25 protein-coding genes are annotated in these 23,157 nt (G+C 29.2%); 18 read left to right on the forward strand and 7 right to left on the reverse strand.

Annotated elements, in window-relative coordinates:
• Window position 1: 1 nt before the first annotated feature.
• Entirely contained in the window at window positions 2-475 is a 474-nt protein-coding gene (locus tag BTO04_RS14105; protein WP_087565432.1) for a DUF6428 family protein, read from the forward strand.
• 151 nt (window positions 476-626) lie between these two features.
• Here BTO04_RS14105 and BTO04_RS14110 read toward each other — a convergent pair whose 3' ends face one another.
• From BTO04_RS14110 to BTO04_RS14120, 3 genes are all read right to left on the reverse strand, one after another.
• The gene (locus BTO04_RS14110; RefSeq protein ID WP_087565106.1) at window positions 627-1,508 is read right to left on the reverse strand and encodes a hypothetical protein; all 882 of its coding nucleotides are present in this window, start codon (window positions 1,506-1,508) and stop codon (window positions 627-629) included.
• 269 nt (window positions 1,509-1,777) lie between these two features.
• A complete protein-coding gene (locus BTO04_RS14115; protein WP_087565107.1) occupies window positions 1,778-2,815 on the reverse strand; it encodes an RluA family pseudouridine synthase in 1,038 nt (345 codons plus the stop codon).
• 14 nt (window positions 2,816-2,829) lie between these two features.
• The gene (locus tag BTO04_RS14120; RefSeq protein ID WP_087565108.1) at window positions 2,830-3,387 is read right to left on the reverse strand and encodes a PASTA domain-containing protein; all 558 of its coding nucleotides are present in this window, start codon (window positions 3,385-3,387) and stop codon (window positions 2,830-2,832) included.
• Window positions 3,388-3,481: 94 nt separating this feature from the next.
• On the opposite strand from BTO04_RS14120, the gene BTO04_RS14125 reads away from it, so the two are divergent.
• From BTO04_RS14125 to BTO04_RS14145, 5 genes are all read left to right on the forward strand, one after another.
• Window positions 3,482-4,471 carry a D-alanine--D-alanine ligase gene (locus BTO04_RS14125; protein WP_087565109.1) on the forward strand — a complete coding sequence of 330 codons (990 nt, stop codon included), beginning with the start codon at window positions 3,482-3,484 and terminating at the stop codon, window positions 4,469-4,471.
• A gap of 80 nt (window positions 4,472-4,551) precedes the next feature.
• Window positions 4,552-5,022: a pantetheine-phosphate adenylyltransferase gene (gene coaD / locus BTO04_RS14130; RefSeq protein WP_087565110.1), complete on the forward strand. Its 471-nt coding sequence runs from the start codon at window positions 4,552-4,554 to the stop codon at window positions 5,020-5,022.
• Window position 5,023: 1 nt separating this feature from the next.
• Window positions 5,024-5,992 carry an energy transducer TonB gene (locus tag BTO04_RS14135; protein ID WP_087565111.1) on the forward strand — a complete coding sequence of 323 codons (969 nt, stop codon included), beginning with the start codon at window positions 5,024-5,026 and terminating at the stop codon, window positions 5,990-5,992.
• Between the two features lie 5 nt (window positions 5,993-5,997).
• Window positions 5,998-7,743, forward strand: a complete 1,746-nt coding sequence (locus BTO04_RS14140) for a M14 family metallopeptidase (protein WP_087565112.1) — start codon at window positions 5,998-6,000, stop codon at window positions 7,741-7,743.
• 3 nt (window positions 7,744-7,746) lie between these two features.
• Window positions 7,747-8,862 (forward strand): lactonase family protein, encoded by a 1,116-nt coding sequence (locus BTO04_RS14145; protein ID WP_087565113.1) that lies wholly within the window; start codon window positions 7,747-7,749, stop codon window positions 8,860-8,862.
• Between the two features lie 65 nt (window positions 8,863-8,927).
• Here the strand turns inward: BTO04_RS14145 and BTO04_RS14150 are convergent, their stop codons facing one another.
• Both BTO04_RS14150 and BTO04_RS14155 read right to left on the reverse strand, forming a co-directional pair.
• On the reverse strand, window positions 8,928-10,820 hold the full coding sequence (locus tag BTO04_RS14150) for a SulP family inorganic anion transporter (protein ID WP_087565114.1): 1,893 nt from the start codon (window positions 10,818-10,820) through the stop codon (window positions 8,928-8,930).
• 49 nt (window positions 10,821-10,869) lie between these two features.
• Window positions 10,870-11,475, reverse strand: a complete 606-nt coding sequence (locus BTO04_RS14155; protein ID WP_087565433.1) for an NUDIX hydrolase — start codon at window positions 11,473-11,475, stop codon at window positions 10,870-10,872.
• Here BTO04_RS14155 and pyrE point away from each other — a divergent pair.
• Window positions 11,474-12,115 carry an orotate phosphoribosyltransferase gene (pyrE, locus tag BTO04_RS14160; protein ID WP_087565115.1) on the forward strand — a complete coding sequence of 214 codons (642 nt, stop codon included), beginning with the start codon at window positions 11,474-11,476 and terminating at the stop codon, window positions 12,113-12,115. The genes BTO04_RS14155 and pyrE overlap by 2 nt on opposite strands.
• Window positions 12,116-12,125: 10 nt before the next feature.
• Window positions 12,126-12,515, forward strand: coding sequence for an orotate phosphoribosyltransferase (locus BTO04_RS14165; protein WP_087565116.1), 390 nt, complete (start codon window positions 12,126-12,128; stop codon window positions 12,513-12,515).
• Here the strand turns inward: BTO04_RS14165 and BTO04_RS14170 are convergent.
• Window positions 12,512-13,243: a biotin--[acetyl-CoA-carboxylase] ligase gene (locus BTO04_RS14170; protein WP_087565117.1), complete on the reverse strand. Its 732-nt coding sequence runs from the start codon at window positions 13,241-13,243 to the stop codon at window positions 12,512-12,514. The two genes, BTO04_RS14165 and BTO04_RS14170, sit on opposite strands and share 4 nt — an antisense overlap.
• Before the next feature lie 87 nt (window positions 13,244-13,330).
• Here BTO04_RS14170 and rsfS point away from each other — a divergent pair, with 87 nt between their 5' ends.
• From rsfS to BTO04_RS14210, 8 genes are all read left to right on the forward strand, one after another.
• Window positions 13,331-13,699 carry a ribosome silencing factor gene (gene rsfS / locus BTO04_RS14175; RefSeq protein WP_087565118.1) on the forward strand — a complete coding sequence of 123 codons (369 nt, stop codon included), beginning with the start codon at window positions 13,331-13,333 and terminating at the stop codon, window positions 13,697-13,699.
• Window positions 13,700-13,718: 19 nt separating this feature from the next.
• Entirely contained in the window at window positions 13,719-15,746 is a 2,028-nt protein-coding gene (ftsH, locus tag BTO04_RS14180) for an ATP-dependent zinc metalloprotease FtsH (RefSeq protein WP_087565119.1), read from the forward strand.
• A gap of 21 nt (window positions 15,747-15,767) precedes the next feature.
• Window positions 15,768-16,352: an LUD domain-containing protein gene (locus BTO04_RS14185; RefSeq protein WP_087565120.1), complete on the forward strand. Its 585-nt coding sequence runs from the start codon at window positions 15,768-15,770 to the stop codon at window positions 16,350-16,352.
• Between the two features lies 1 nt (window position 16,353).
• Window positions 16,354-17,148 carry a CDP-archaeol synthase gene (locus BTO04_RS14190; protein WP_087565121.1) on the forward strand — a complete coding sequence of 265 codons (795 nt, stop codon included), beginning with the start codon at window positions 16,354-16,356 and terminating at the stop codon, window positions 17,146-17,148.
• 2 nt (window positions 17,149-17,150) lie between these two features.
• Window positions 17,151-17,807 (forward strand): phosphatidylserine decarboxylase family protein, encoded by a 657-nt coding sequence (locus tag BTO04_RS14195; protein WP_087565122.1) that lies wholly within the window; start codon window positions 17,151-17,153, stop codon window positions 17,805-17,807.
• A gap of 4 nt (window positions 17,808-17,811) precedes the next feature.
• Window positions 17,812-18,066: an acyl-CoA-binding protein gene (locus BTO04_RS14200; protein ID WP_087565123.1), complete on the forward strand. Its 255-nt coding sequence runs from the start codon at window positions 17,812-17,814 to the stop codon at window positions 18,064-18,066.
• 16 nt (window positions 18,067-18,082) lie between these two features.
• Window positions 18,083-18,712, forward strand: coding sequence for a YceI family protein (locus BTO04_RS14205; protein WP_087565124.1), 630 nt, complete (start codon window positions 18,083-18,085; stop codon window positions 18,710-18,712).
• Between the two features lie 346 nt (window positions 18,713-19,058).
• On the forward strand, window positions 19,059-19,490 hold the full coding sequence (locus BTO04_RS14210) for a hypothetical protein (RefSeq protein ID WP_087565125.1): 432 nt from the start codon (window positions 19,059-19,061) through the stop codon (window positions 19,488-19,490).
• Between the two features lies 1 nt (window position 19,491).
• Here the strand turns inward: BTO04_RS14210 and BTO04_RS14215 are convergent, their stop codons facing one another.
• The gene (locus tag BTO04_RS14215) at window positions 19,492-20,376 is read right to left on the reverse strand and encodes a TIGR01777 family oxidoreductase (protein ID WP_087565126.1); all 885 of its coding nucleotides are present in this window, start codon (window positions 20,374-20,376) and stop codon (window positions 19,492-19,494) included.
• A 125-nt stretch (window positions 20,377-20,501) separates the two neighbouring features.
• Between BTO04_RS14215 and BTO04_RS14220 the strand changes: the two genes are divergently transcribed.
• Both BTO04_RS14220 and BTO04_RS14225 read left to right on the forward strand, forming a co-directional pair.
• On the forward strand, window positions 20,502-21,626 hold the full coding sequence (locus BTO04_RS14220; RefSeq protein ID WP_087565434.1) for a VWA domain-containing protein: 1,125 nt from the start codon (window positions 20,502-20,504) through the stop codon (window positions 21,624-21,626).
• Between the two features lie 61 nt (window positions 21,627-21,687).
• Complete coding sequence (locus tag BTO04_RS14225) at window positions 21,688-23,154, forward strand: magnesium chelatase (RefSeq protein WP_087565127.1); 1,467 nt, start codon at window positions 21,688-21,690, stop codon at window positions 23,152-23,154.
• The last annotated feature ends 3 nt before the right edge of the window (window positions 23,155-23,157 follow it).

A 23,157-nucleotide genomic window follows, 5' to 3' on the forward strand; every position in this document is an offset into this window, starting at 1 on the left:
TATGAAGTTATCAGAAATAAAAAATCACTTAAAAAATTTAAATGAAATAGCTTTTCAATTACCAAATGGAGAGTTAGTGCCAAGTCATTTTCATGTAACAGAAGTGGGTAAAGTTACCAAAGATTTTATAGATTGTGGAGGTAAAGTTAGATGCGAAACTGTAATTAATTTTCAACTTTGGGAGGAAAATGATTACGATCACAGATTACATCCAGAGAAATTGGCACAGATTATAGGGCTTTCTGAAAAGATTTTTAAGTTTGAGGACTTAGAGATTGAAGTGGAATATCAAGGAAAAGAAACTATTGGTAAATACAATTTAGATTTTGATGGAAAAAACTTTTTATTAACGTCAAAATTAACGGCTTGTTTAGCTTTAGATGCTTGTGGAATACCTGCAGAAAAACCAAAACTTAAAATAGCAGAACTACAAGACCAATCTTCTTGTTGCGATCCTACTTCAGGATGTTGTTAAATGAAATTTGTTGAAATACATAAAGACACTTATTAGCAAATAGCTGCAATTTATAAAGAAGAAGGAAAATATGTGTTATAACTAAGTTAAATGATTTAGGTTATAACACATATTTTCCTTTATCAATTTCTGAATTTAAAAAAGGTATAAATTATTTACACAAAGCTTCAAGTGTATCTTTAATATCTCCCGGTGTGCTCATAATCTTTATAAATGTTCCCATACTAAGTTCTGGCCAATGTAAAGCAATTCTATATTTTCCATGAAGCATTGTAGCTTTATTACCTTGTAAAATTATTTCATAAGGTAAAGCAGCAACATGATCTTCTCCTATTTTAGGTAAAAAATGAGATTCCCCGTCTTCTTTATTCTGCAAACCAACACCAAATACGGCCACATTTTCATAAACTAGTTTATAAACCTTTAAAGTATTTCCTTTTTTTGCTTCTAGGTTTTTTGTTATTATTTTTAAACCTTCTTCAAACGAAGAAAATTTATTTAACTCCACAGCGTCTTCAAAATAAGGCATCAATATTTTATAATGATATTTTGCAAGCTTCTCTGCTTTAACAGTACCGCCAAAAGGTGTAAATTCATTCCCTAATGATGCTAAAGTTGTTTTAATATCGTGGCTAAATTTTACAAATGTACTTTTGTATTTACTGTAATCATTGGGTAAATAAGCTCTTAATATATAGTCTGGATTTGTATAAGAAATAACTACTTTTTCACCTTTTTTAACAAAACCAACTTTCATTATTGCTGCTAGAGCACCTCTGTCTTTTACTTTAATTACGGTATTTTTTAAATCGGTTCTTGTAAAAGCAATAACCCCTAAAGAATTCTTGTTTGAAGGATTATAGGTGCCTAATACTGTAAATGAATTCTCTTTTAATGTTTGTATTACTTTTTTTGTAACGTCTTCAATTGAAGATGAAGATTCACCAACCTTTATATATGGAGATAAATCTTGCCCTATTGAGTGGAAACTAACAATAATAAATGCAATTGCACTAAGGATAAAATGTTTCATTTTACTGATTTTTATTAGAATTGAAATCAATTGTTGTATTACAGAAATGGGTATTCTCATTTCTAATAATTATAGTAAAATAATGCCTTTTTAATCTTTTTAACTATGATAATTATCATGGTTAAAAAGAGCATTTTTAGCTTAAAAAGAATAATCTAACAGACTCTTTAGCTATATTAATATGCCGTTTAATAAAAAAAACTACAACATTACGTTATAGTTTTTTTCTTGTATTTTTTAAAAATGGGTACTACAAATTAAACAAATACCTATTCCGTTTGTTCTTTAGAATTCTCAGAATACGTTCTCCATTTTTCTAAACAATCTGTAATATCTTGTGGTACTTCAGTATTAAACTGCATAAACTCACCAGTTGTAGGGTGTGTAAAACCTAGTGTTTTTGCATGTAAAGCTTGTCTTGGTAACACCTTAAAACAGTTATTTACAAACTGTTTGTATTTAGTAAAAGTGGTCCCTTTTAAAATATCATCTCCACCATAACGCTCATCATTAAATAGTGTATGCCCAATATGTTTAAAATGCGCTCTAATTTGGTGTGTTCTACCAGTTTCTAATTTACATTGTACTAAAGTAACATAGGTTAAACGCTCTAAAACTTTATAATGAGTAACAGCATGTTTTCCAAAATCACCTTCAGTAAAAACATCCATCTGCAAACGATTTTTTAAACTTCTCCCAATATTACCTTCAATTCTACCTTCGTCTTCTTCAACACGCCCCCAAACTAACGCATAATATAAACGTTCTGTAGTTCTATCAAAAAACTGCTTAGACAAATTAGCCATTGCAAATTCGGTTTTAGCAACTACTAATAACCCACTTGTATCTTTATCAATTCTATGCACTAAACCTGGGCGTTCATTAGAATTTGTTGGTAAATTTTCTATATGATGAATTAAACCATTTACTAACGTTCCAGAATAATTTCCATGTCCCGGATGCACAACCATTCCTGCAGGCTTATTTACTACAATTACAGTATCATCTTCATAAATAATATCTAAAGGAATATCTTCTGCAACCAATAATTGTTCTGCTGGTGGATACGTTAAAACAACACGTACAACATCATTTGGCTTAATTTTATGGTTCGATTTTACAACTACATCATTCACTAAAATATTTCCAGCTTTTGCAGCTTGTTGTATTTTACTTCTTGTAGAATTCTCTATAAAGTTCATTAAAAACTTATCTACTCTTAGAGGTTCTTGACCAACACTTGCCGTAAAGTTATAATGTTCGTAAAGCTCTTCGTTTTCTAAATCTTGATTCTGGTTTTCTTGCATAATTGTACTAATAACTAATTTCCTTTTCCATCACCTAAAACCAAATCTATAATTGAGTTTAATGGTAATTTATCTTGTGGGTTTAAAATTTTTCCTTTGTAACGTAATCCTCTAACAACATCTTTTCCTATATCATTTACATACGTAAAATCACTTCCAATAATAAAACCGGTAGAACGCAGTTCAGAAATTGCTTGTCTTTTTGTTCTTCCGTTTAAATCAGGTATAGAAACATCTCTGTATTTAGAAGGGTTTAATGTTAAGTATATTTTTCTTTTTTCTTTTACAAAACCTCCAGCTTCGGGGGTTTGTTCTATAACAGATTTTTTTGGGTAATTAGGATTAAAACTTACACTATCAATAACTTTGTAATCTAAGTTTATCTCCTTTAATTTATTTTCTACATCTGCTAAAGACATTTTTTGTAAATCTGGAACTTGTATTTTTTGGTCATGGTTTGTACTAACTCCTAACCAATATTTTAAAATAAATACAAATACTAATAAACCAATAATTGCAATTGCAATTTGTTTAAAAAACGATTTACTTTTAAGAAACTGAACAACACTCATTTTTTTGATTTTTAGAACACGCAAAGATATAAAAACTAAACGTTGGTATTTCTATAAATATTTCTATAAATTTGTTTAATTATTTTTAGAATTAATGAGAAAAAACATAGCAATTGTAATGGGTGGTTATTCATCCGAAGTAAATATTTCTTTAACCAGCGGAAATGTTGTTTATACCCATTTAGATAAAGAGAAATATAATTCTTTTAGAGTTCATATTTTAAAAGAAAAATGGGTTGCTTTAGATGATAATAATGTTGAATATCCAATTGATAAAAACAACTTTTCATTTTTATTTAATGGAAATGTTGTTGTTTTTGATTGTGTTTTTAATGCAATTCATGGTAATCCAGGAGAAAACGGAAGGTTGTTAGGCTATTTTGATTTAATAGGTTTGAGCTATACATCTGCACCCTTTTATCAAATGGCATTAACTTTTAATAAAAGAGATACCCTAAGTGTTGTAAAAGAATATGGTATTAAAACGGCAGTTTCTGTCTATTTAAACAAAGGAGATGATGTTCATTTAGATAAAATTATAGCAAAAGTAGGTTTGCCGTGTTTTATAAAACCAAACAATGCAGGTTCTAGTTATGGTATTTCTAAAGCACATACAAAAGAAGACATTTTGCCAGCAATTGAAAAAGCGTATAAAGAAGATTCAGAAATTTTAATTGAATCATTTTTAGATGGTGTAGAAGTATCTGTTGGCGTAATTAAATATAAAGGCGAAGTAAAAGTATTGCCAATTACAGAGATTGTTTCAGAGAATGACTTTTTTGATTACGAGGCAAAATATCAAGGAAAATCTCAAGAGATAACGCCTGCTAGAATTTCATTAGAAGAAAAAAGCAAAGTAGAAGCGATTTCAAAGAAAATTTATACTATTTTAAATATGTCAGGATTTTCACGTTCTGAATATATTTTAGTAAATTGCGAACCCTATTTCTTGGAAATGAATACTGTTCCTGGGCTTACAGAAGAGAGTATTTTACCTCAGCAAGCAAAAGCAGCAGGAATATCATTAAAAGAACTATTTGGTAATGCGATAGAAAGTTCCCTACATAAGCTTAAATTGAGTTAATTAAGTAACGGGTTTTTAAGTTTTTTTCTATTTTTATAGATGATTAATTTTTATACTTCAAAAGTATTAAAGAGGGACATATGAAAAGAGCAATTTTTCCAGGATCTTTTGATCCAATTACATCTGGTCATTATGATATTATTACTCGTGGAGTAACATTATTTGATGAGCTAATTATCGCTATAGGTGTAAATTCTGATAAAAAATACATGTTCTCTCTTGAGCAACGTAAAAAATTTATAGAAGATTCATTTAAAGATAACCCAAAAATTAAGGTAGTTACTTATAAAGGCCTAACTGTAGATTTTTGTGTTAAAAACGATATAGAGTTTATTTTAAGAGGATTAAGAAACCCGGCAGATTTTGAGTTTGAAAAAGCAATAGCGCATACAAATAGAGCTTTAGCAGCTATTGAAACTGTCTTTTTATTAACTGCAGCAAGTACATCTTATATTTCATCATCAATTGTTAGAGAGGTTATTAGATACAATGGAGACTATACTAAATTAGTTCCTAAAAGTGTAAGAGTAAACAATAATAAGGAAAAGTAAAATGAAAAAGATAGTAGTATTAACAGTTTTAATGTTGATCTCTTTTTTAAGTATTGGTCAAACAAATTCATATTATAAAGTTGGTGATACATTGTACTACCAAAACAATAGAGCAACCTATTTAAGAACAGATACATTCGTTATTCTTAAAGAGGCTAACCTTAATAATTTAAACAGTTTTAAGGTAGAAAAGTACGTGCTAGAATCGAATTCTAACAAGTATGCTTTAGACTCTAAGTTTATAACAAATGGCTTGCAAGAATTAATATCCAACGGTGTTTTTACTTCTTATCATAAAAATGGAGAAAAATCATCTGAAGGTGAGACACTTAACGGTAGAAAAGCAGATGGTCTTTGGACCTATTTTTACGAAAATGGAAAAAAAAGATCTGAAGAGAAGCGTTCTAAAGAAACTTTTTTTAATGATAATAAGGTTCTTTTAGTTATGAGCTTTTGGGATGCTAAAGGAGATAAAACCGTAGAAAACGGAAATGGTTTTTGTGAGTTTGTATCTCCTGAAGATGGTTATACGCACAAAGGAAGGTATAAAAATGGATTTAAAAATGGAAGCTGGACAGCTTATAAAGGAAAAGTAAAAGTTTTTGAAGAAACGCATAAGAATGGAAGACTATTAAAAGGAACTAGTTGGAATGATATAAAAGAGAGTTTTAACTACAAGAAAGTTTTTACAGAAGCCTATTATAAAAAACAAGTTAAAGCATATGTAAGAAAGTATGTCTCTAGGAAATTTGAGTCTAGTATTAATAGAGCAGAAGGTAACATTATTATAACTTTTGATATTTCTAAAGAAGGAAATATTAGTAACCTTTTTATTGTTAAAGGTTTAACTCAGGAGCATAATTCTGAAGTAAAAAGAATTATTTTGGAAATGGAAAAATGGGTTCCTGCTAAAAAAAGAGGGCAAAGTTTTGCGTCTAAATATAAATTAACCCTTAATTTTAAAGAATAATTTTAATGAAAAAAAACATTGTTTTTCTGTTTTTAATAGTACTCTTTTCTTGTGAAGATTCATCAATTAAATCAAAAGATTTTAAAACAATTTTTGAAAAAACAAACGGTACAGAAACATCAACTTATACAGAGTTAATCTCTTATTATAAAGATTTATCAGAAAGGTATTCAGAAATTTCTTTATTCTCTTTTGGGCAAACCGATGCTGGAAATCCACTTCATTTAGTACTTTACAGTCAAGAAGGAATTTTTAACGTAGATGAAATTAAAAACTCACCAAAAAATAGAATTCTAATAAATAATGGAATTCATCCAGGAGAGTCCGATGGAATTGATGCTTCTATGATGTTACTTCGAGATATTGTTCAAAATGATTCTCTCAAGAAGAAATATCAAAATTCTATAATTGCAGTAATTCCTGTTTACAATGTTGGTGGTTCTTTAAATAGAAACTCACATACTAGAGCAAATCAAAACGGGCCAAAGGAATACGGTTTTAGAGGAAATGCTAGAAACTTCGATTTAAATAGAGACTTTATAAAACAAGACACAAAAAATGCCGCAGCTTTTGCCGAAATTTTTCACACTGTAAATCCTGATGTTTTTATAGATAATCATGTAAGTAATGGAGCAGATTATCAATATGCAATTACACATTTATTTACTCAACATAATAAATTAGGAGGGAATTTAGGAACATTTATAGAAAATAAAATGCGCCCTAAACTAGAGGAATCATTAGAGAAAAAAGGAATTATAATCACTCCTTATGTAAATGTTTGGGGAACTACTCCAGAAGCAGGATTTTCACAATTTTTTGATTCGCCAAGGTATTCTACAGGCTATACAACGCTTTTTAATACGTTAGGTTTAATGGTGGAAACGCACATGTTAAAACCATATAAAATTAGAGTAGCACAAACCTATGAATTGTTATTTTCTGTTTTTGATTTTACTGAGGAAAATTCAGCAACAATTAAACAATTAAGAACTAAAGCTACTGATGAGTTGTTGGGGAAAAAAACATATCCTATCGCTTTTAAAGTTGATAGAAAAAAACCAACTGAATTACAGTTTAAAGGTTTTGAAGGAGAATATATAGACAGTAAAGTAACTACAGGAAAACGGTTGTTTTATGATAGAACTAAACCATTTACAAAACCTGTAAAATATTATAATAATTTTCTTGTAACCAAGGAAGTAGGAATTCCTAAGGGATATATTTTACCTCAAGGTTGGCATAAAATTGTTGAACGGTTAGAAAATAATAATATTCAGTTTTCTAGATTTGAAAAGGATACTTTATTAAATGTAGAAGTGAATCATATTGCTAATTATGAAACGCGTAAAATGGCTTATGAAGGGCATTATTTACATTATAATACAACTGTTTTAAAGTCAAAAGAAAAACTTCAATTTAAAAAAGGAGATATTTATATTTCAACAAATCAAAATGGAGTTCGTTATCTGTTAGAAACTTTAGAAGCAGAAGCAACTGATTCCTTTTTTAACTGGAACTTTTTTGATACTATTTTACAACAAAAAGAAGGGTATTCAGCTTATGTTTTTGAAGATATTGCAGAACAGTTTTTGAAAGAAAACCCATCAGTAAAAAAAGAATTTGAAGAGAAGTTAAATGCTGATGAAGTTTTTTCTAAAAACCCAAGAGCGCAATTAAACTTTGTTTATAAAAAATCTCAACATTACGAACAAGCACATTTACGCTTGCCAATTTTTAAAATATTCTAATTAATGAAGCTTTCGCCTTTAATACTGATAATAGTTGTTTTTTGCAGTTGTCAAAAAAAAGAAGTAAAAACAACAACTCCAGCTAAAAGAAATAATAATTTTTATGTAGGAACTTACACAAATAAAGAAGGTAAAGGAATTTATAAGTATGAATTAACTGAATTAGGTAAACTAAAAATAATAGGGTTAGTAGCAACTACTAAAAACCCTTCGTTTTTGACTAAGTCAGAAGATAATAAAACGTTATTTGCTGTAAATGAAACAAATTATAATGGAACAGGAAGTGTTACCTCTTACTTAATTGATAAGGATACTTTAAACTTTATTAGCAAGAGTAAAACAGGAGGAGCACATCCATGTTTTATAGCTACAAATAATGAAAATTATATTTTAGTTGCTAATTATTCTGGTGGAAACGTAGGTTTATTAAAATTTGATGCCACAGGAAAACTATCAGAATTATTAAATGTGCAACAGCACTTTGGTAAAGGAACTACATCAAGACAAGAAGCTTCTCATGCACATTCTGCTTGGTTTCATCCAACAAAAAAAGAAGTAATTTCTGTTGATTTAGGTTCAAATCAATTGTGGTTTTCTACTATTGATACAGAAAAAGACGTACTTGTTTTAACGGAACAGAAAACTTTGCAAATGGCCGAAGGTGCAGGTCCAAGACATTTAACTTTTCATCCAAATAATAAATGGATTTATGTTTTAAATGAATTAAATAACACGGTTTCACTTGTAAAAGAAAGTGAAAATAAATATTTTATAGACTCTTCAATTTCTACATTACCAGAAGATTTTACTTCTTTCAGTAAAGCAGCAGACATTCATGTTTCTAAAGACGGAAAGTTTTTATACGCTTCTAATAGAGGTCATGAATCTATTGTTATTTATGAGGTAAACTCAGAAAACGGAACTTTAAAAACGGTTGGTTTTGAGTCTGTTCTAGGGAAAAATCCTCGTAATTTTTCGTTATCTCCAAATGATAAGTTTTTACTAGTAGCAAATCAAGATACAGATAATATTATCTCTTTTAAAAGAGATGCTGCAACTGGGGAGTTAACTTTTGTAAGTGAAATTTCTGCGCCTACTCCAGTTTGTATTTTGTTCTAATTATTCTAAAAATAGAAGCGATTAAGTTTTAATAAAAAAAATCCCGCATTTTGCGGGATTTTTTATTAAAACTTATATTCTCCTAAAGGTTTTGGAAAGTCTTCTGGATTTGCAGCTAAATGATAACGAGGATCATCAATATCTTCTTCTATAATTCCTGTAAAAATTGGACTTGCTTTATAAAGTAGAATTTTACAATCTTCACTTAAATGTTTTAAAGTTATTTTCTTGCCTTCAGCTTGGTATTTTTCAACCAAAGCAAAAATAGCTTCTATAGCAGAATGATCTGAGATACGAGCTTCTACAAAATCAATTTCCACTTTTTCTGGATCATTTTTTACATCAAATTTTTCATTAAAAGCAGTTATACTTCCAAAGAATAAAGGACCCCAAATTTCATATATTTTTGTACCGTCTTCTTTAAGACGCTTTCTAGCTCTAATTTTCTTTGCGCTTTCCCAAGCAAATGATAATGCAGAAATAATTACCCCAACAAAAACAGCAATTGCTAAATCAAAGAAAACAGTAACTGCAGAAACAATAATTAGTACAAAAGCATCTGATACTGGTATTTTTTTCATAATTCTAAAACTAGACCAAGCAAATGTTTCAATAACCATCATAAACATTACACCTACTAAAGCAGCAATTGGCACTTGCTCTATATATTTATCAGCAAATAAAATAAAAGTTAATAATGTTAAAGACATCATAACACCAGATAATCGGCCTCTACCACCAGCATTTATGTTTATTACAGTTTGACCAATCATTCCACAACCACCAGTTCCACCAAACAAACCACTAAGCATATTCCCAGCTCCTTGTGCAACACATTCTTTATTTCCATCACCTCTAGTCTCAGTTAATTCATCAACTAAATTCATTGTCATAAGTGTTTCTATTAACCCCACAGAAGCAGCAAGAAAAGCATAGGGAGCAATAAATTTTAACGTCTCTAAATTAAAAGGAAGATTGCTCCAAAGTTCAAGGATGTTTAAATTTTTAGATAATTCATTAAAGCCATTTAAACCAACGCCTCCACCATCTCTAATAAAATCCCCAACATTTATTGATTGAATACCTCCAAAAATAGAAATTAAACTAACTATTAATATGGCTGTTAAAGCAGCAGGTATTTTGGTTGTTAATTTAGGCAAACCCCATACAATAAGCATGGTTAATAAAACAAGGCCTATCATTATATATAGTTTTTCACCTTGCATTGTAGATTTCACAACACCACTATCTTTTACTGAATAAAAACCATTATCTTTTATATTGAAAACAACTTTCTTCGTTTTAGCATCAAAAACTTGATTGTCTGACATTATGAAAACCGCTTCACCTGTTTTGATATTGATAACAGATTTGTCTTCTATTGAAAACAATTCAGTTTTAGAAACTAAGTCCCTAACAGTATTATTACTTATATTATAAATAAGTTCTTTAGATTCTGTTTTACGCATGTTTTGACCAAAAGCATCTTTTGTATTTTCTGTAAACATACCTAGTTGCGCCATAAAAATAACAATAGCTAAACCGTTTACAAATCCTAGCATTACAGGGTGTGGAATTAAACGCACAAATTTCCCTAGTTTAAAGAGACCGGCTAAAACTTGTATTATTCCCATTAAAACGACAGCTGCTAGCAAATAAAAATAGCCCATATTTTCTACAGGGTTATCAAATAAAAGGCCTTTGGCATGTCCTTCTTGAATCATATGAACAAAAATAACAGCTACTGCCCCTGCAGCTCCAGAAATAAGACCTGGTCTACCACCAAATATTGCTGAAATAATACCAATAACAAAAGCTCCAAAAAGCGCTACTATAGGACTAATTTGTGCTACGAAAGCAAAAGCTACAACTTCAGGTATCATTGCTAATGATACAGTAATGCCGGCTAAAATGTCATTTCTAACATTTTTTTTCTGTTTTCTGAAGAATTCTGTCATGATTATACTTTTTTAGAAGGCGGCAAAGGTAATGGTAATTTTTAGAAAACTACATTTCTTTATAAGTATCGTATACTAATTTTATATTTCCGTAAGTATTTTTTAAAGCCTTATGTATTTCTATATCAGATTTAAAAACTACTTCTGTAATTTCTTCTTCAATTTGTGGGACTAATTCTTTAGAATAATCAGAACTCATTAAAAACCAATGGGTCTCTTTTAGTTTAATTCCGTTTCGATAATAAACGTGATACGTGGTAAGTAATGGTTGTATAATTTTTAAATTATAAATACCACACTCTTCTTCTACTTCTCTTATAGCTGTAGTTTCTATGCTTTCACCTTTTTCTATTATTCCTTTCGGTAAATCCCATTTGTTACTTCTAAATATAAATAGAACTTCTTTTTTAGGGTTTAAAACGAGGCCTCCAGCAGCTGAAACAATCTTGAATTTCTTAATAAATAATGCCCAATCGTTCTCTAAATCGTTTGCGTGTAAGTAGATTCCCTTAATGTTTTCATCTTGCAATTTGTAGATGAGTTCATCTACTATAATGTTCTTAATAATGTAAGTTGGAAAAATATTTTCTTTTTTTAAAGAAGAAGTGACGATTATAGGTTTATCATTTACAAAAACTTTATACATTTGTGACATGATTTTAAACAAAGATACATCAAAAAAAACGGCAGAGCTTTTGTTGCAAATAAAAGCAATTAAGTTGAGCCCTAATGAGCCTTTTAATTGGGCTTCGGGTTGGAAATCGCCTATTTACTGTGATAATAGAATTACATTATCTTATCCAGCTGTACGTGTTTTTTTAAAGGAAGAAATGGCTAAAATTGTAGAGCTACAATATGGTAAACCAGATGTTATTGCTGGTGTAGCGACGGGAGCTATTGCTATAGGTGTTTTAGTTGCTCAAGTATTGGGCGTTCCTTTTATTTATGTAAGACCAGAACCAAAAAAGCATGGTAGAAAAAATCAAATTGAAGGTTATTTAGAAAGCGGACAAAATGTTGTTGTAATTGAAGATTTAATAAGTACAGGTAATAGTAGTTTAAATGCTGTTGAAGCTTTAAAAGAAGCTGGAGCTATTGTAAAAGGTATGGTGGCTATTTTCTCTTACGGATTTGATGTTGCAGATAAAAACTTTGCAGAAAAGAATGTAAGTTTAACAACTTTAAGTAATTATGATCATTTATTAGAACAAGCATTAGATAGTGATTATGTTTCTGAAAAAGAGTTGCTTACTTTGAAAGAGTGGAGGAGTCAACCAAGTGAATGGAGGCAATAAATAATAATATATGAATATAGCAGGAAATATAGAAGTAGTAGAAAAATCAGCAAAAGAGTTATTTGCATTTTTTTCAGAATTAAATAATTTTGAAAAATTAATGCCTGAAGATATTAAGAAATTTGAAGTTGAAGGAGATTCTTTTATTTTTGGTCTACCAGGAATGCCAGAAATTAGATTGGTATTAAAAGAAAAAACTGAGTTTTCTAATATTACTTTAGGAGCAGCAAGTAGCAAATTACCATTTACATTGGCGGCAAATATAACTGAGATTTCGGAGAATAAAAGTGAGGTTCAACTTCAATTTGAGGGAGATTTTAATCCAATGATGACAATGATGATTAAAAAGCCATTAACTAAGTTTGTAGATACCTTGTCAGAAAATATAGGGAAACTTTAAATAAAAGTTATTTCTTTTATTCCAAATTCTTTAATGGTCTCATCTTCTAGTTGAATTTGAAGTTTTCCATCTTTAGAAATTCCTGTAATAATTCCCATAAATAAAACATCTTCACTATTTTTAAATATAGTTGGGATGTTTATTTTGTACAATACATTTAGATAGCTTTTTTCTAAATCGGCAAAATTGTTATCATCAAGTAATTTTACTTTTTCTTTTATTTTTTCTACTATTTGTTTTAATAGAATATCTAGATCGTAATTTTTTCCAGTTAAATTTTTTAGAGATGTAACATTTTTTAAAAAATCAGGAAAAACTTGTTGATTTGTATTTAAACCAATTCCAATAATTGAAGATTTTATTTTACTGCCTTTAATGCTATTTTCTATTAAAACACCACATATTTTTTTATTTGCTGACAGAATGTCGTTAGGCCATTTAATAGTTGTTCTTGGAATGTTTAAATCTAAAAGAGATTCATAAATGGCTAAGCTAACAGCAAAGTTTAAATATTTTTTTTTCTGAATTTGTAAGTCAGAAAATGTTATAAATACACTGAATGTTAGGTTTTTAAATGGTTTAGAAATCCATTTGTTTACTTGTTGTCCTCTGCCGTTAGTTTGATTGTTGGTGACAGCAACTGTGAAGTTTTTTAAAGCAGCATCTTGTGCCAATTCTTTTAAAAAAGAATTAGTAGAATTAATGGCATTAAGTTTGATTATTTTCAAGTGTTAAATAAAGTATAAAGTAGTTCAATATTACACAAAATACTCGCAAAAAAACAATAACTTTGCGATAAATTAGAAAAAAAATTAATGGCTAAAAAAACGGTAAGTACAGATGAGTTAATCTCTGTAATAATTAAAGGAATTGATGAAGTTAAGGGAGAAAATATTCAATTATTAGACTTACGAGATATAGAGAATACTGTTTGTGATTATTTTATAATCTGCTCAGGTAACTCGAATACACAAGTTAATGCAATTTCTGGTTCCGTACAAAAGGTAGTTAGTAAAGAACTTAAAGACAAACCTTGGCATATTGAAGGACAAGGAAATTCTGAATGGGTTTTAATGGATTACGTGAATGTTGTTGTTCATATATTTCAAAAAAATGTTAGAGAATTTTATGATATAGAAAGTCTTTGGGGTGATGCAGTGATTACGGAAATAAACCCAGTATAAACATTTTTATTTTAAAGAAATGAGTGATTCAAAAAAAGATAGTAATTCTAATATGCCTAAATTTAAATTCAGTGCATATTGGATTTATGGAGCAATATTTTTAGTGTTAATAGCTGTACAGTTTTTTAATAGCGGAGATTTAGCAACAAAAAGCATTTCTAAAAATGAGTTTAATGAAATATTAAAAGAAAATGATATTTCTAAAATTGTTGTTGTAAACAATAATATAGCTCAGATTTTTATAAAAGATGAATCTTTAAACAAAGACAAATACAAGAAGGTTAAAACTTCAGCTTTTTACAGAAAAGGCTCTTCTTTATATGAATATAATTTTGGGGATTTACAAAATTTCGAAAATAACATAGAAAGAGTAAGACAAGAAAAAGCATTAGATTTTGATTTAAAAAATGACGAAAGAACAAGTATGTTTGAAACAATACTAGGTTTCTTGCCTTTTATTATTTTAATTGCAGTTTGGTTGTTTTTTATGAAAAGAATGTCTGGTGGCGGAAGTGGCGCTGGTGGAGGAGGTCAAATCTTTAATATTGGAAAATCTAAAGCTAAACTTTTTGATAAAGATACTAAAGTAAAAACTACTTTTGAAAATGTTGCAGGTTTAGAAGGAGCTAAAGAAGAAGTGCAAGAAATTGTAGATTTCTTAAAAAATCCAGAAAAATATACCTCTTTAGGTGGTAAGATTCCTAAAGGAGCATTACTAGTAGGGCCTCCAGGTACAGGGAAAACATTATTAGCCAAAGCTGTTGCAGGTGAGGCAGATGTTCCGTTTTTCTCTTTATCAGGATCAGATTTTGTAGAAATGTTTGTAGGAGTAGGAGCATCTAGAGTTCGAGATTTATTTAAACAAGCAGCTCAAAAATCACCTTCTATTATTTTTATTGATGAGATTGATGCCATTGGTAGAGCTCGTGGTAAAAATAGTATGACTGGTGGTAATGATGAAAGAGAAAACACTTTAAATCAATTGCTTACAGAAATGGATGGTTTTGGTACTGATGTAAATGTTATTGTCTTAGCAGCAACAAATAGAGCAGATGTTTTAGATAGTGCTTTAATGCGTGCTGGACGTTTTGATCGTCAGATTTATGTAGACTTACCTAACATTAATGAAAGGAAAGAAATTTTTGAGGTTCATATTAAGCCTTTAAAGTTAGCAGATGATGTTAATATTGGCTTTTTAGCACAACAAACACCTGGTTTTTCTGGTGCAGATATTGCAAATATGTGTAATGAGGCAGCATTAATTGCAGCAAGACATAATAAAAAAGCAATTTATCATCAAGACTTTTTAGATGCTGTAGATAGAATTGTAGGAGGTTTAGAAAAGAAAAACAAAGTAATCACTCCAAAAGAAAAGAAAACAATTGCTTTTCATGAAGCAGGTCATGCAACAGTAAGTTGGATGTTAGAACATGCAGCTCCTTTAGTAAAAGTAACTATTGTTCCAAGAGGGCAGTCTTTAGGCGCAGCTTGGTATTTGCCAGCAGAAAGGATGATTGTGCAAACTGAACAAATGCTTGATGAAATGTGTGCTACTTTAGGAGGTAGAGCAGCAGAGAAAATTATTTTCAATAAAATTTCAACAGGCGCTTTAAGCGATTTAGAAAAAGTAACCAAACAAGCTAGAGCAATGGTTACAGTATATGGTTTAAATGAAAAAGTTGGTAATATAACGTATTATGATTCTTCTGGAAATGATGGTTTTGTAAAGCCTTATAGTGAAGATACGGCTAAAACTATTGATGAAGAAATCTCTAAAATGATAGAGGCTCAGTATATAAGAGCAATAGAATTATTATCTGAAAATAAAGATAAATTAACTATTTTAGCTGAGTTATTATTAGAGAAAGAAGTTATCTTTAAAGACGATTTACTAAAAATATTTGGAGAAAGACCTTTTGAAGACGAAGTAGTAGCTATAAAAGTTGAAAATAAAATTGAAGAAGAAGTTAATATTCCTCCTGTAGAAAACAAAACGGAAGAAGAACAAGTTAATATTCCCCCAGTAGAAAACAAAACTGAAGAATAGCTAAATAACTTTAATTGAAAAATGAATTTCTTTAAGAAGCTATTTAATGGCTCTTCAAAAGAGGAGGAGGAGGTCAAAAAACAAGAAGTAGAATTATCTTTAGATGATTCGTTTGTGCATAATTTCCTTGAAAAAGGAGGGAAGTTTTTATACTGTGTAAAAAAGGAAGAGATTACTTCTAATCTTAAAAAGATTTTTTTAGAAAATAATTGGAATCAAATAATCTTGCTGAATAATGAACTTTCTTCATTTGTAAACAAGAAAGAAATTTCAATTTCAGAAAAAGTTAACTCAGAGCTCCCTGTTTTTACAAGTTGTGAACATTTAATTGCAGACAATGGAGATGTTTTATTTTCATCAAATCAATTAAAAAGCAGAAAACTGTCTGAGTTGTCAGAAAACTTTATTGTTTACGCAACTACAAGTCAATTAGTTAAGAATACTGGTCAAGGTTTAACAGGAATAAAGGTAAATTGTAAGAAAAACCTTCCAACAAATATATCCGCAATTAAAAATTATAATATCAATAAAAACGATGATAATTTTCTAAACTACGGTAACAGTAACTCAAAAAACTTATATTTGCTTCTGTTTGAAGATTTATAATATGAGCAACTTTTTGAGAAGGATTTTTTCTGGAATTATTTACGTTTTAATATTTATTTCTGCGATTCTTTTTTCTAAAGAATCGTATGTTGTACTCATATCGTTATTTGGTTTTATAGGTATTTGGGAATTTTCAAAAATGATTAAATTTAAAAACATTATTCCTTATTTGTTTTTTGGTTTAACTTTGTTTTTAATGCTGAAAAGACCAGATAATTATGGAGTAACTGTAATTTTAATAATTACAATTTTATCATCAGTTTACCTTATTTATCAGTTATACAGTAAAAAAGAAATCATTTTTTTAAATGATAGATCAAAATTAGGTCTTACGATTAGATATTTTATTTTTTCTATGTGTTTCTTAGTTTTATTGCCTTTTTATAAGGGTATTTATAACCCATATTTAGTAATTTCTATTTTAGTTTTAATTTGGGTTAATGATAGTTTTGCATTTTTAGTGGGTAAAAACTTTGGTAAGAGAAAATTATTTGAATCGGTTTCACCAAAAAAAACAATTGAAGGTTTTATAGGGGGATTAGTTTTTGCTATTATAGCATCATTTATTATTAGTAAATATAATAATGACTTTAGTATTCTAAATTGGTGTATTATAGCTATTATTGTTTGTGTTATTGGAACTATTGGAGACTTGGTAGAGTCTAAGTTTAAAAGGCAAGCTAAAGTAAAAGATAGTGGAACTATAATGCCAGGTCATGGAGGAGTTTTAGATAGGTTAGATAGCTTATTATTTGCGGCACCATTTGTATATTTGTATATTAACTTTATTATTTAAATATGATTCGTTTCCATAAAGAAGGGTATAAGATTATTATTATTGCTTTTGCATTGTCAATTGCAGGTATTTTATTAGCAGAAAAGTTAATAGAAATTAATTGGCTGTTAAAAGCTATTCAAGTTTTAATAATTGGTTTTCTAATTATAATTCTTCAGTTTTTTAGAAACCCAAAAAGAAACACTCCTTTAAGTGATACTACTATTATTGCTCCAGTAGATGGTAAAGTTGTAGTAATTGAAGAGGTTGAAGAACCAGAGTTTTTTAAAGACAAAAGATTACAAGTATCTATATTTATGTCTCCAATAAATGTGCATGTAACAAGATATGCAATGAGTGGAGTAGTAAAATATAGTAAATACCACCCAGGTAAATATTTGGTTGCATGGCACCCAAAAGCATCTACAGAAAATGAAAGAACATCTGTGGTTATTAATAATGCTACTTTTGGAGATGTTTTGTACAGACAAATTGCAGGTGCTTTAGCTAAGAGAATTGTAAATTATGCAAAAGAAGGCAATACTGTTGTTCAAGGAACTGATGCCGGATTTATTAAATTTGGATCAAGGGTCGATTTGTATTTACCAATTGGTACAAAATTAAATGTTAAATTGGGTGATAAAGTAAAGGGTGGCGTTCAAGTTGTTGCAGAAAAATAAACGTATGAATACTGATTTAGACATAGAGTTTAAGGAGGCTTTCAATAAAATATCTAAACTTAAAAAAGGTGTAGCACCAGATATAATGCTACTGTTTTATGCTTATTATAAGCAAGCAAATTTTGGTAATAAGTTTTCTTTTAATAGTGGTCTAAATGTAAGAAGTGCATTTAAATTTAATGCTTGGATGCAATTAAATGGGATGTCTGCTGAGGAAGCAAAAAAAGAATATATCAAGTTAGCAAACACAATTTTATAAATAAAAAAGTAATACCATGAAAAAAACGCTTATTTTATCTTTCTTAATAGTTTTAGTATCTAGTTTCTCGGCATGTAAATCAGAAGTAAAAAAGGATAGTGAAAACAAGGTTTCTAAAGAAGTCAAAAAATCTCAGGCTGCTTTTTCATTAAAGTCAGCTACTAATGATATTAAATTTTTAGCTTATAAAACTACAGAGAAAGTTGCTGTAGGAGGTCAATTTAAAAAAATAGACATCGTTTCTGGAGGGGAAGGAAACTCGATTAAGGATGCTATTAATAACACAGTGTTTTCAATTCCTGTAAGTAGTCTTTTTACGAAAGACACCAGCAGAGATTATAAAATTAAAAAGTTTTTTTTCGGAGTTATGGACAATACTAAATTATTGTCTGGTAATTTAATCATAGAAAATGACTCTATTGGTTATTCGAATATTAAAATGAATGGAATAACAGAGAAATTACCCTTTACTTATTCAATTGTAGGCAATGTGTTTTCTATGAAAGCTACTTTAGATATTAATAAATGGAATGCAAATAAAGCATTACTATCTCTTAATAAGGTTTGTTATGATTTGCATAAAGGAGCAGATGGGGTTTCAAAAACGTGGAGTGATGTTGCAATAAATATAGTTTCTACTTTCTAATAAGTATTTTAGTTTAGTTCTAATTAATGTTAAGTATACAGAAGTAATTTACCAATAAATATTTTTTCATTCTTATTCTCTATTTATTTTGATCCTAATAATAGTATAAATTTATTTAGTTTAATAAAATATATAGTCTTAAAAAAAAAGCGAACATTTAGTTCGCTTTTTTTTTGCTCTCTCTCTCTCTCTCTCTCTCTCTATTTTTCTCTCACGGTTTTCTGTGATAAAACTCACTGTTTTCAGTGAGCTGAAAATTTCACTGTTTTCAGTGATTGACAAGTACTTCTTTATAATGTAACTTTACTATATAATAAAAACACAATATTCCCTTAATATTTTAATTATGAAAAAGCAACTTTTTTTAACTTTGATTTTACTTATTAACTTTACAGTTGAATGTCAAGAATACGCAATGAATACAATTAGATTAGATAGAACTCTAGAACATGAGAGTGCTCCTATAAAACTAATTCCTCTTGTAGAGAACAAAACATATACATATAAATCTCATGGAGATGACGTTTTGGTTATTTTCAATAATGAGAACCATACAGAATATTATAATAATAAAGAGCATTATATAAAATCCAAAATTTCATGGGTTTCTATCGATGAATGTTATATGACAATAAAAGAATCTAATCTACCAAATTTCCCTTTTAACGAAGGAACAAGACTACATATGAAAATTACGAAAGTAAAAAGAGGGTATATTTTTTATGAGTCTACTCTTGGTGGTAAAACTTGGACAGGTAAAATGAAAGAGTATAAATAAATTAGTTGTTAAATATAACTTTTAACGCTTTTTGTAATGAAGAAAACTGAATGTTAAATTCAGTTTTCTTTATTTTATCTGATGAAATCCTGCTACCTTGTAAAAGAATTACAGCCATTTCACCAAAAATTAATTTCAATAAAAAAGAGGGAACTCCTATAGGTAAAAAAGGACGTTTTATACTTTTTGCTAAAAGTTTAGAAAATGATTTACTTGTATGGTGTTCTGGTGCAACAGCATTATAAATACCTTCTAAATTAGTGTCTATAGCGTTTATGTACATGTTACATAGATCATCAATATGAATCCATGGAATATATTGTTTTCCAGAACCTAATGGAGAAATAATTGGTGTTTTCATTTTCTCTAAAGCACCTCCTTTTTTAGATAATACAATTCCGGTTCTTAAAATAGTTACTGGAATTCCACCATTTTTAAATTGAAGCGCTGCATTTTCCCATTTTTCACATACACTTCCTAAGAAATCAGTGGATGCACTATCTTCTTCCTTAAAAATTTTATCTGAAGTTACACCACCATAAAAACCAGTAGCAGAAGTAGAAATAAACTTTTTTAATGGAACTTTAAACTCTTTTACTTTTGATAAAAGTAAATCTGTAGATTTAACTCTACTTTCAATAATTTCTTTTTTCCTTTTACTAGTCCAGCGCTTATCAGCAATTCCTGCACCAGCTAAATGAATTATAAAATCTATATTTTTAAATGCTTTTTCGTCAATATAACTTTTAGAAATATCCCATTTAAACTCATTTTTATTCTGTGGACTTCTACTTAAAATTACAACTTCATGATTTTTATTTACTAATAACTCAGTAAGTCTTTTACCAACTAAACCAGTTCCTCCTGTAATTAATATTTTTGACATGTTGCAAATATAATTATTTTTTTGTTTAATCTTTTTTATTTTTAATAAAACAAATTTATATCTACATATAATAAACTAATGTTAATTCTCTTTATTAGGTTTCTTAAAAGCGTATTTTTATCATGATGAAAAACACAACGAAAAGAAAAGGATTTGTCTTTAAGACTTATGAGACAGAACAAGAATCTCCTTTCGAAAAATTATTTGAAATCTTCAAGGAATTGATTACTCATACTTCTGGAGATTTTGATGAAGCTATAGATTGGCTGCATTCTTTAGATAAAGAATATCAATTAACGGATGAAAACTATACGATTGATGATTTTATTGAGGATTTAAAAAAGAAAGGATACATTAAAGAAGAAATAAAAGGAGATGGACTGGGTGAAACTAAAATTACATCAAAGACAGAACGAGCAATCCGTCAGCAAGCGTTAAATCATATTTTCGGAAAAATAAAAAGGAGTGGTGCAGGAAATCATAAAAGTAAATCTTCTGGCATTGGAGATGAACACACAGGAGATTTTAGAAATTACCAATTTGGTGATGCTCTAGATAAAGTTTCAATGACGGAAAGCATTAGAAATGCACAAATTAATAACGGAATAGAAAACTTCAATTTAACAGAGAATGATTTAGTTGTTGAAGAAACGCTGCATAAAAGTCAAATGAGTACCGTGTTAATGATTGATATTAGTCATTCTATGATTTTATATGGAGAAGATAGAATTACACCAGCCAAAAAAGTTGCAATGGCTTTAGCTGAACTAATTACAACTCGTTATCCAAAAGATACCTTAGATATTATTGTTTTTGGAAACGATGCTTGGTCTATCAAAATTAAAGATTTACCTTATTTACAGGTTGGGCCTTATCATACAAATACGGTTGCTGGTTTACAGTTAGCAATGGATTTATTGCGAAGAAAAAGAAATACTAATAAACAGATATTTATGATTACTGATGGAAAACCAAGTTGTTTGCGTTTACCAGATGGACAATATTATAAAAACAGTAATGGTTTAGACAAACACATTGTAGATAAATGTTATGCAATGGCACAGCAAGCAAGAAAATCACACATTCCAATAACTACTTTTATGATAGCTCAAGATCCTTATTTAATGCAATTTGTTAAGGCATTTACAAAAGCAAACCAAGGAAAAGCATTTTATACAGGTTTAAAAGGATTGGGAGAAATGATTTTTGAAGACTACGAAACAAACAGAAAAAAAAGAATTAAAGGTTAAAAATAAAGAACAAAGTTGCAAAGAAAAATAGTTGCAATGTTTGTTTCTGAAAAAATAATATATGAGCATACGTACTATAAAAACATTAGGAGAATTAAAGAAGTCAGGATATCAATCCAAATCTATTAAAGATGAGTTAAGAGAAAACCTCATTAGTAAAATGATGAGTAAAGAAACTGTTTTTAAAGGAATTCATGGATATGAAAATACAGTTATTCCAGAGTTAGAACGCGCAATTTTGAGTAAGCATAATATTAACTTATTAGGTTTAAGAGGGCAAGCAAAAACACGTTTAGCACGGTTAATGGTAAATTTATTGGATGAATATATTCCTGTAGTTGAAGGTTCTGAAATTAATGATGATCCTCTAAAACCTATTTCAAGATTTGCTATTGAATTGATAAAAGAAAAAGGAGATAAAACCCCAATTTATTGGTTGCATAGAAATGACCGTTTTGCAGAAAAATTGGCAACGCCAGATGTTACTGTCGCAGATATTATTGGTGATGTAGACCCAATAAAAGCCGCAAACTTAAAATTATCTTATGCAGATGATAGGGTGATTCATTACGGAATGATTCCAAGAGCAAACAGATGCATTTTTGTAATTAACGAATTGCCAGATTTACAAGCTAGAATTCAAGTTGCTTTGTTTAATATTTTGCAAGAAGGAGATATTCAAATTCGTGGATTTAAATTACGTTTACCTTTAGATATGCAATTTGTATTTACAGCAAATCCAGAAGATTATACGAATAGAGGAAGTATTGTAACGCCTTTAAAAGATAGAATTGGCTCTCAAATTTTAACGCATTATCCAGAAGATATAGAAACGGCTAAAATAATTACACAACAAGAAGCGAATAAAGCAAGCTCACAAAAAGAGTTTATACAAGTGCCAGAATTAGCAAAAGATTTGTTGGAGCAAATTGTATTTGAAGCTAGAGAAAGTGAGTATATAGATGCCAAAAGTGGTGTAAGTGCGCGTTTGAGTATTACTGCTTTTGAAAACTTATTAAGTACAGCAGAAAGAAGAGCTTTGCTTTCTGGTGAAGAGAAAACAATGATTCGTTTAAGTGATTTTGATGGAATTATTCCTGCCATTACAGGAAAAGTAGAATTAGTGTATGAAGGTGAACAAGAAGGAGCGCAAGTAGTTGCAGAAAATTTGATTACAAATGCAATAAAAACTTTATTTACAACCTATTTTCCTGAAATAAAAAAAATAGAAAAGCAAGATGCAGAAACTCCTTACGATGATATTATTTCTTGGTTTTTTAATACAGATGAAGACTTTGAATTGTTAAATGATTTTACCGAAAAACAATATAAAAATGAATTAGACAAAGTAACTCCTTTAAATGATTTCTTAAATAAATTCCAACCGAATCTAAATGAATCTGATATTTATTTTATGAAAGAGTTTATATTATGGGGGTTAGTAGAATTTAAAAAATTAAGCAAATATAGATTTGCAGAAGGCACACAATTTAAAGATCCTTATGGGAACTTTATGAGTGGACTATAATTG

It is taken from the genome of Polaribacter sp. SA4-10, assembly GCF_002163835.1.
In the GTDB taxonomy this organism is placed as follows: Bacteria; Bacteroidota; Bacteroidia; order Flavobacteriales; family Flavobacteriaceae; genus Polaribacter.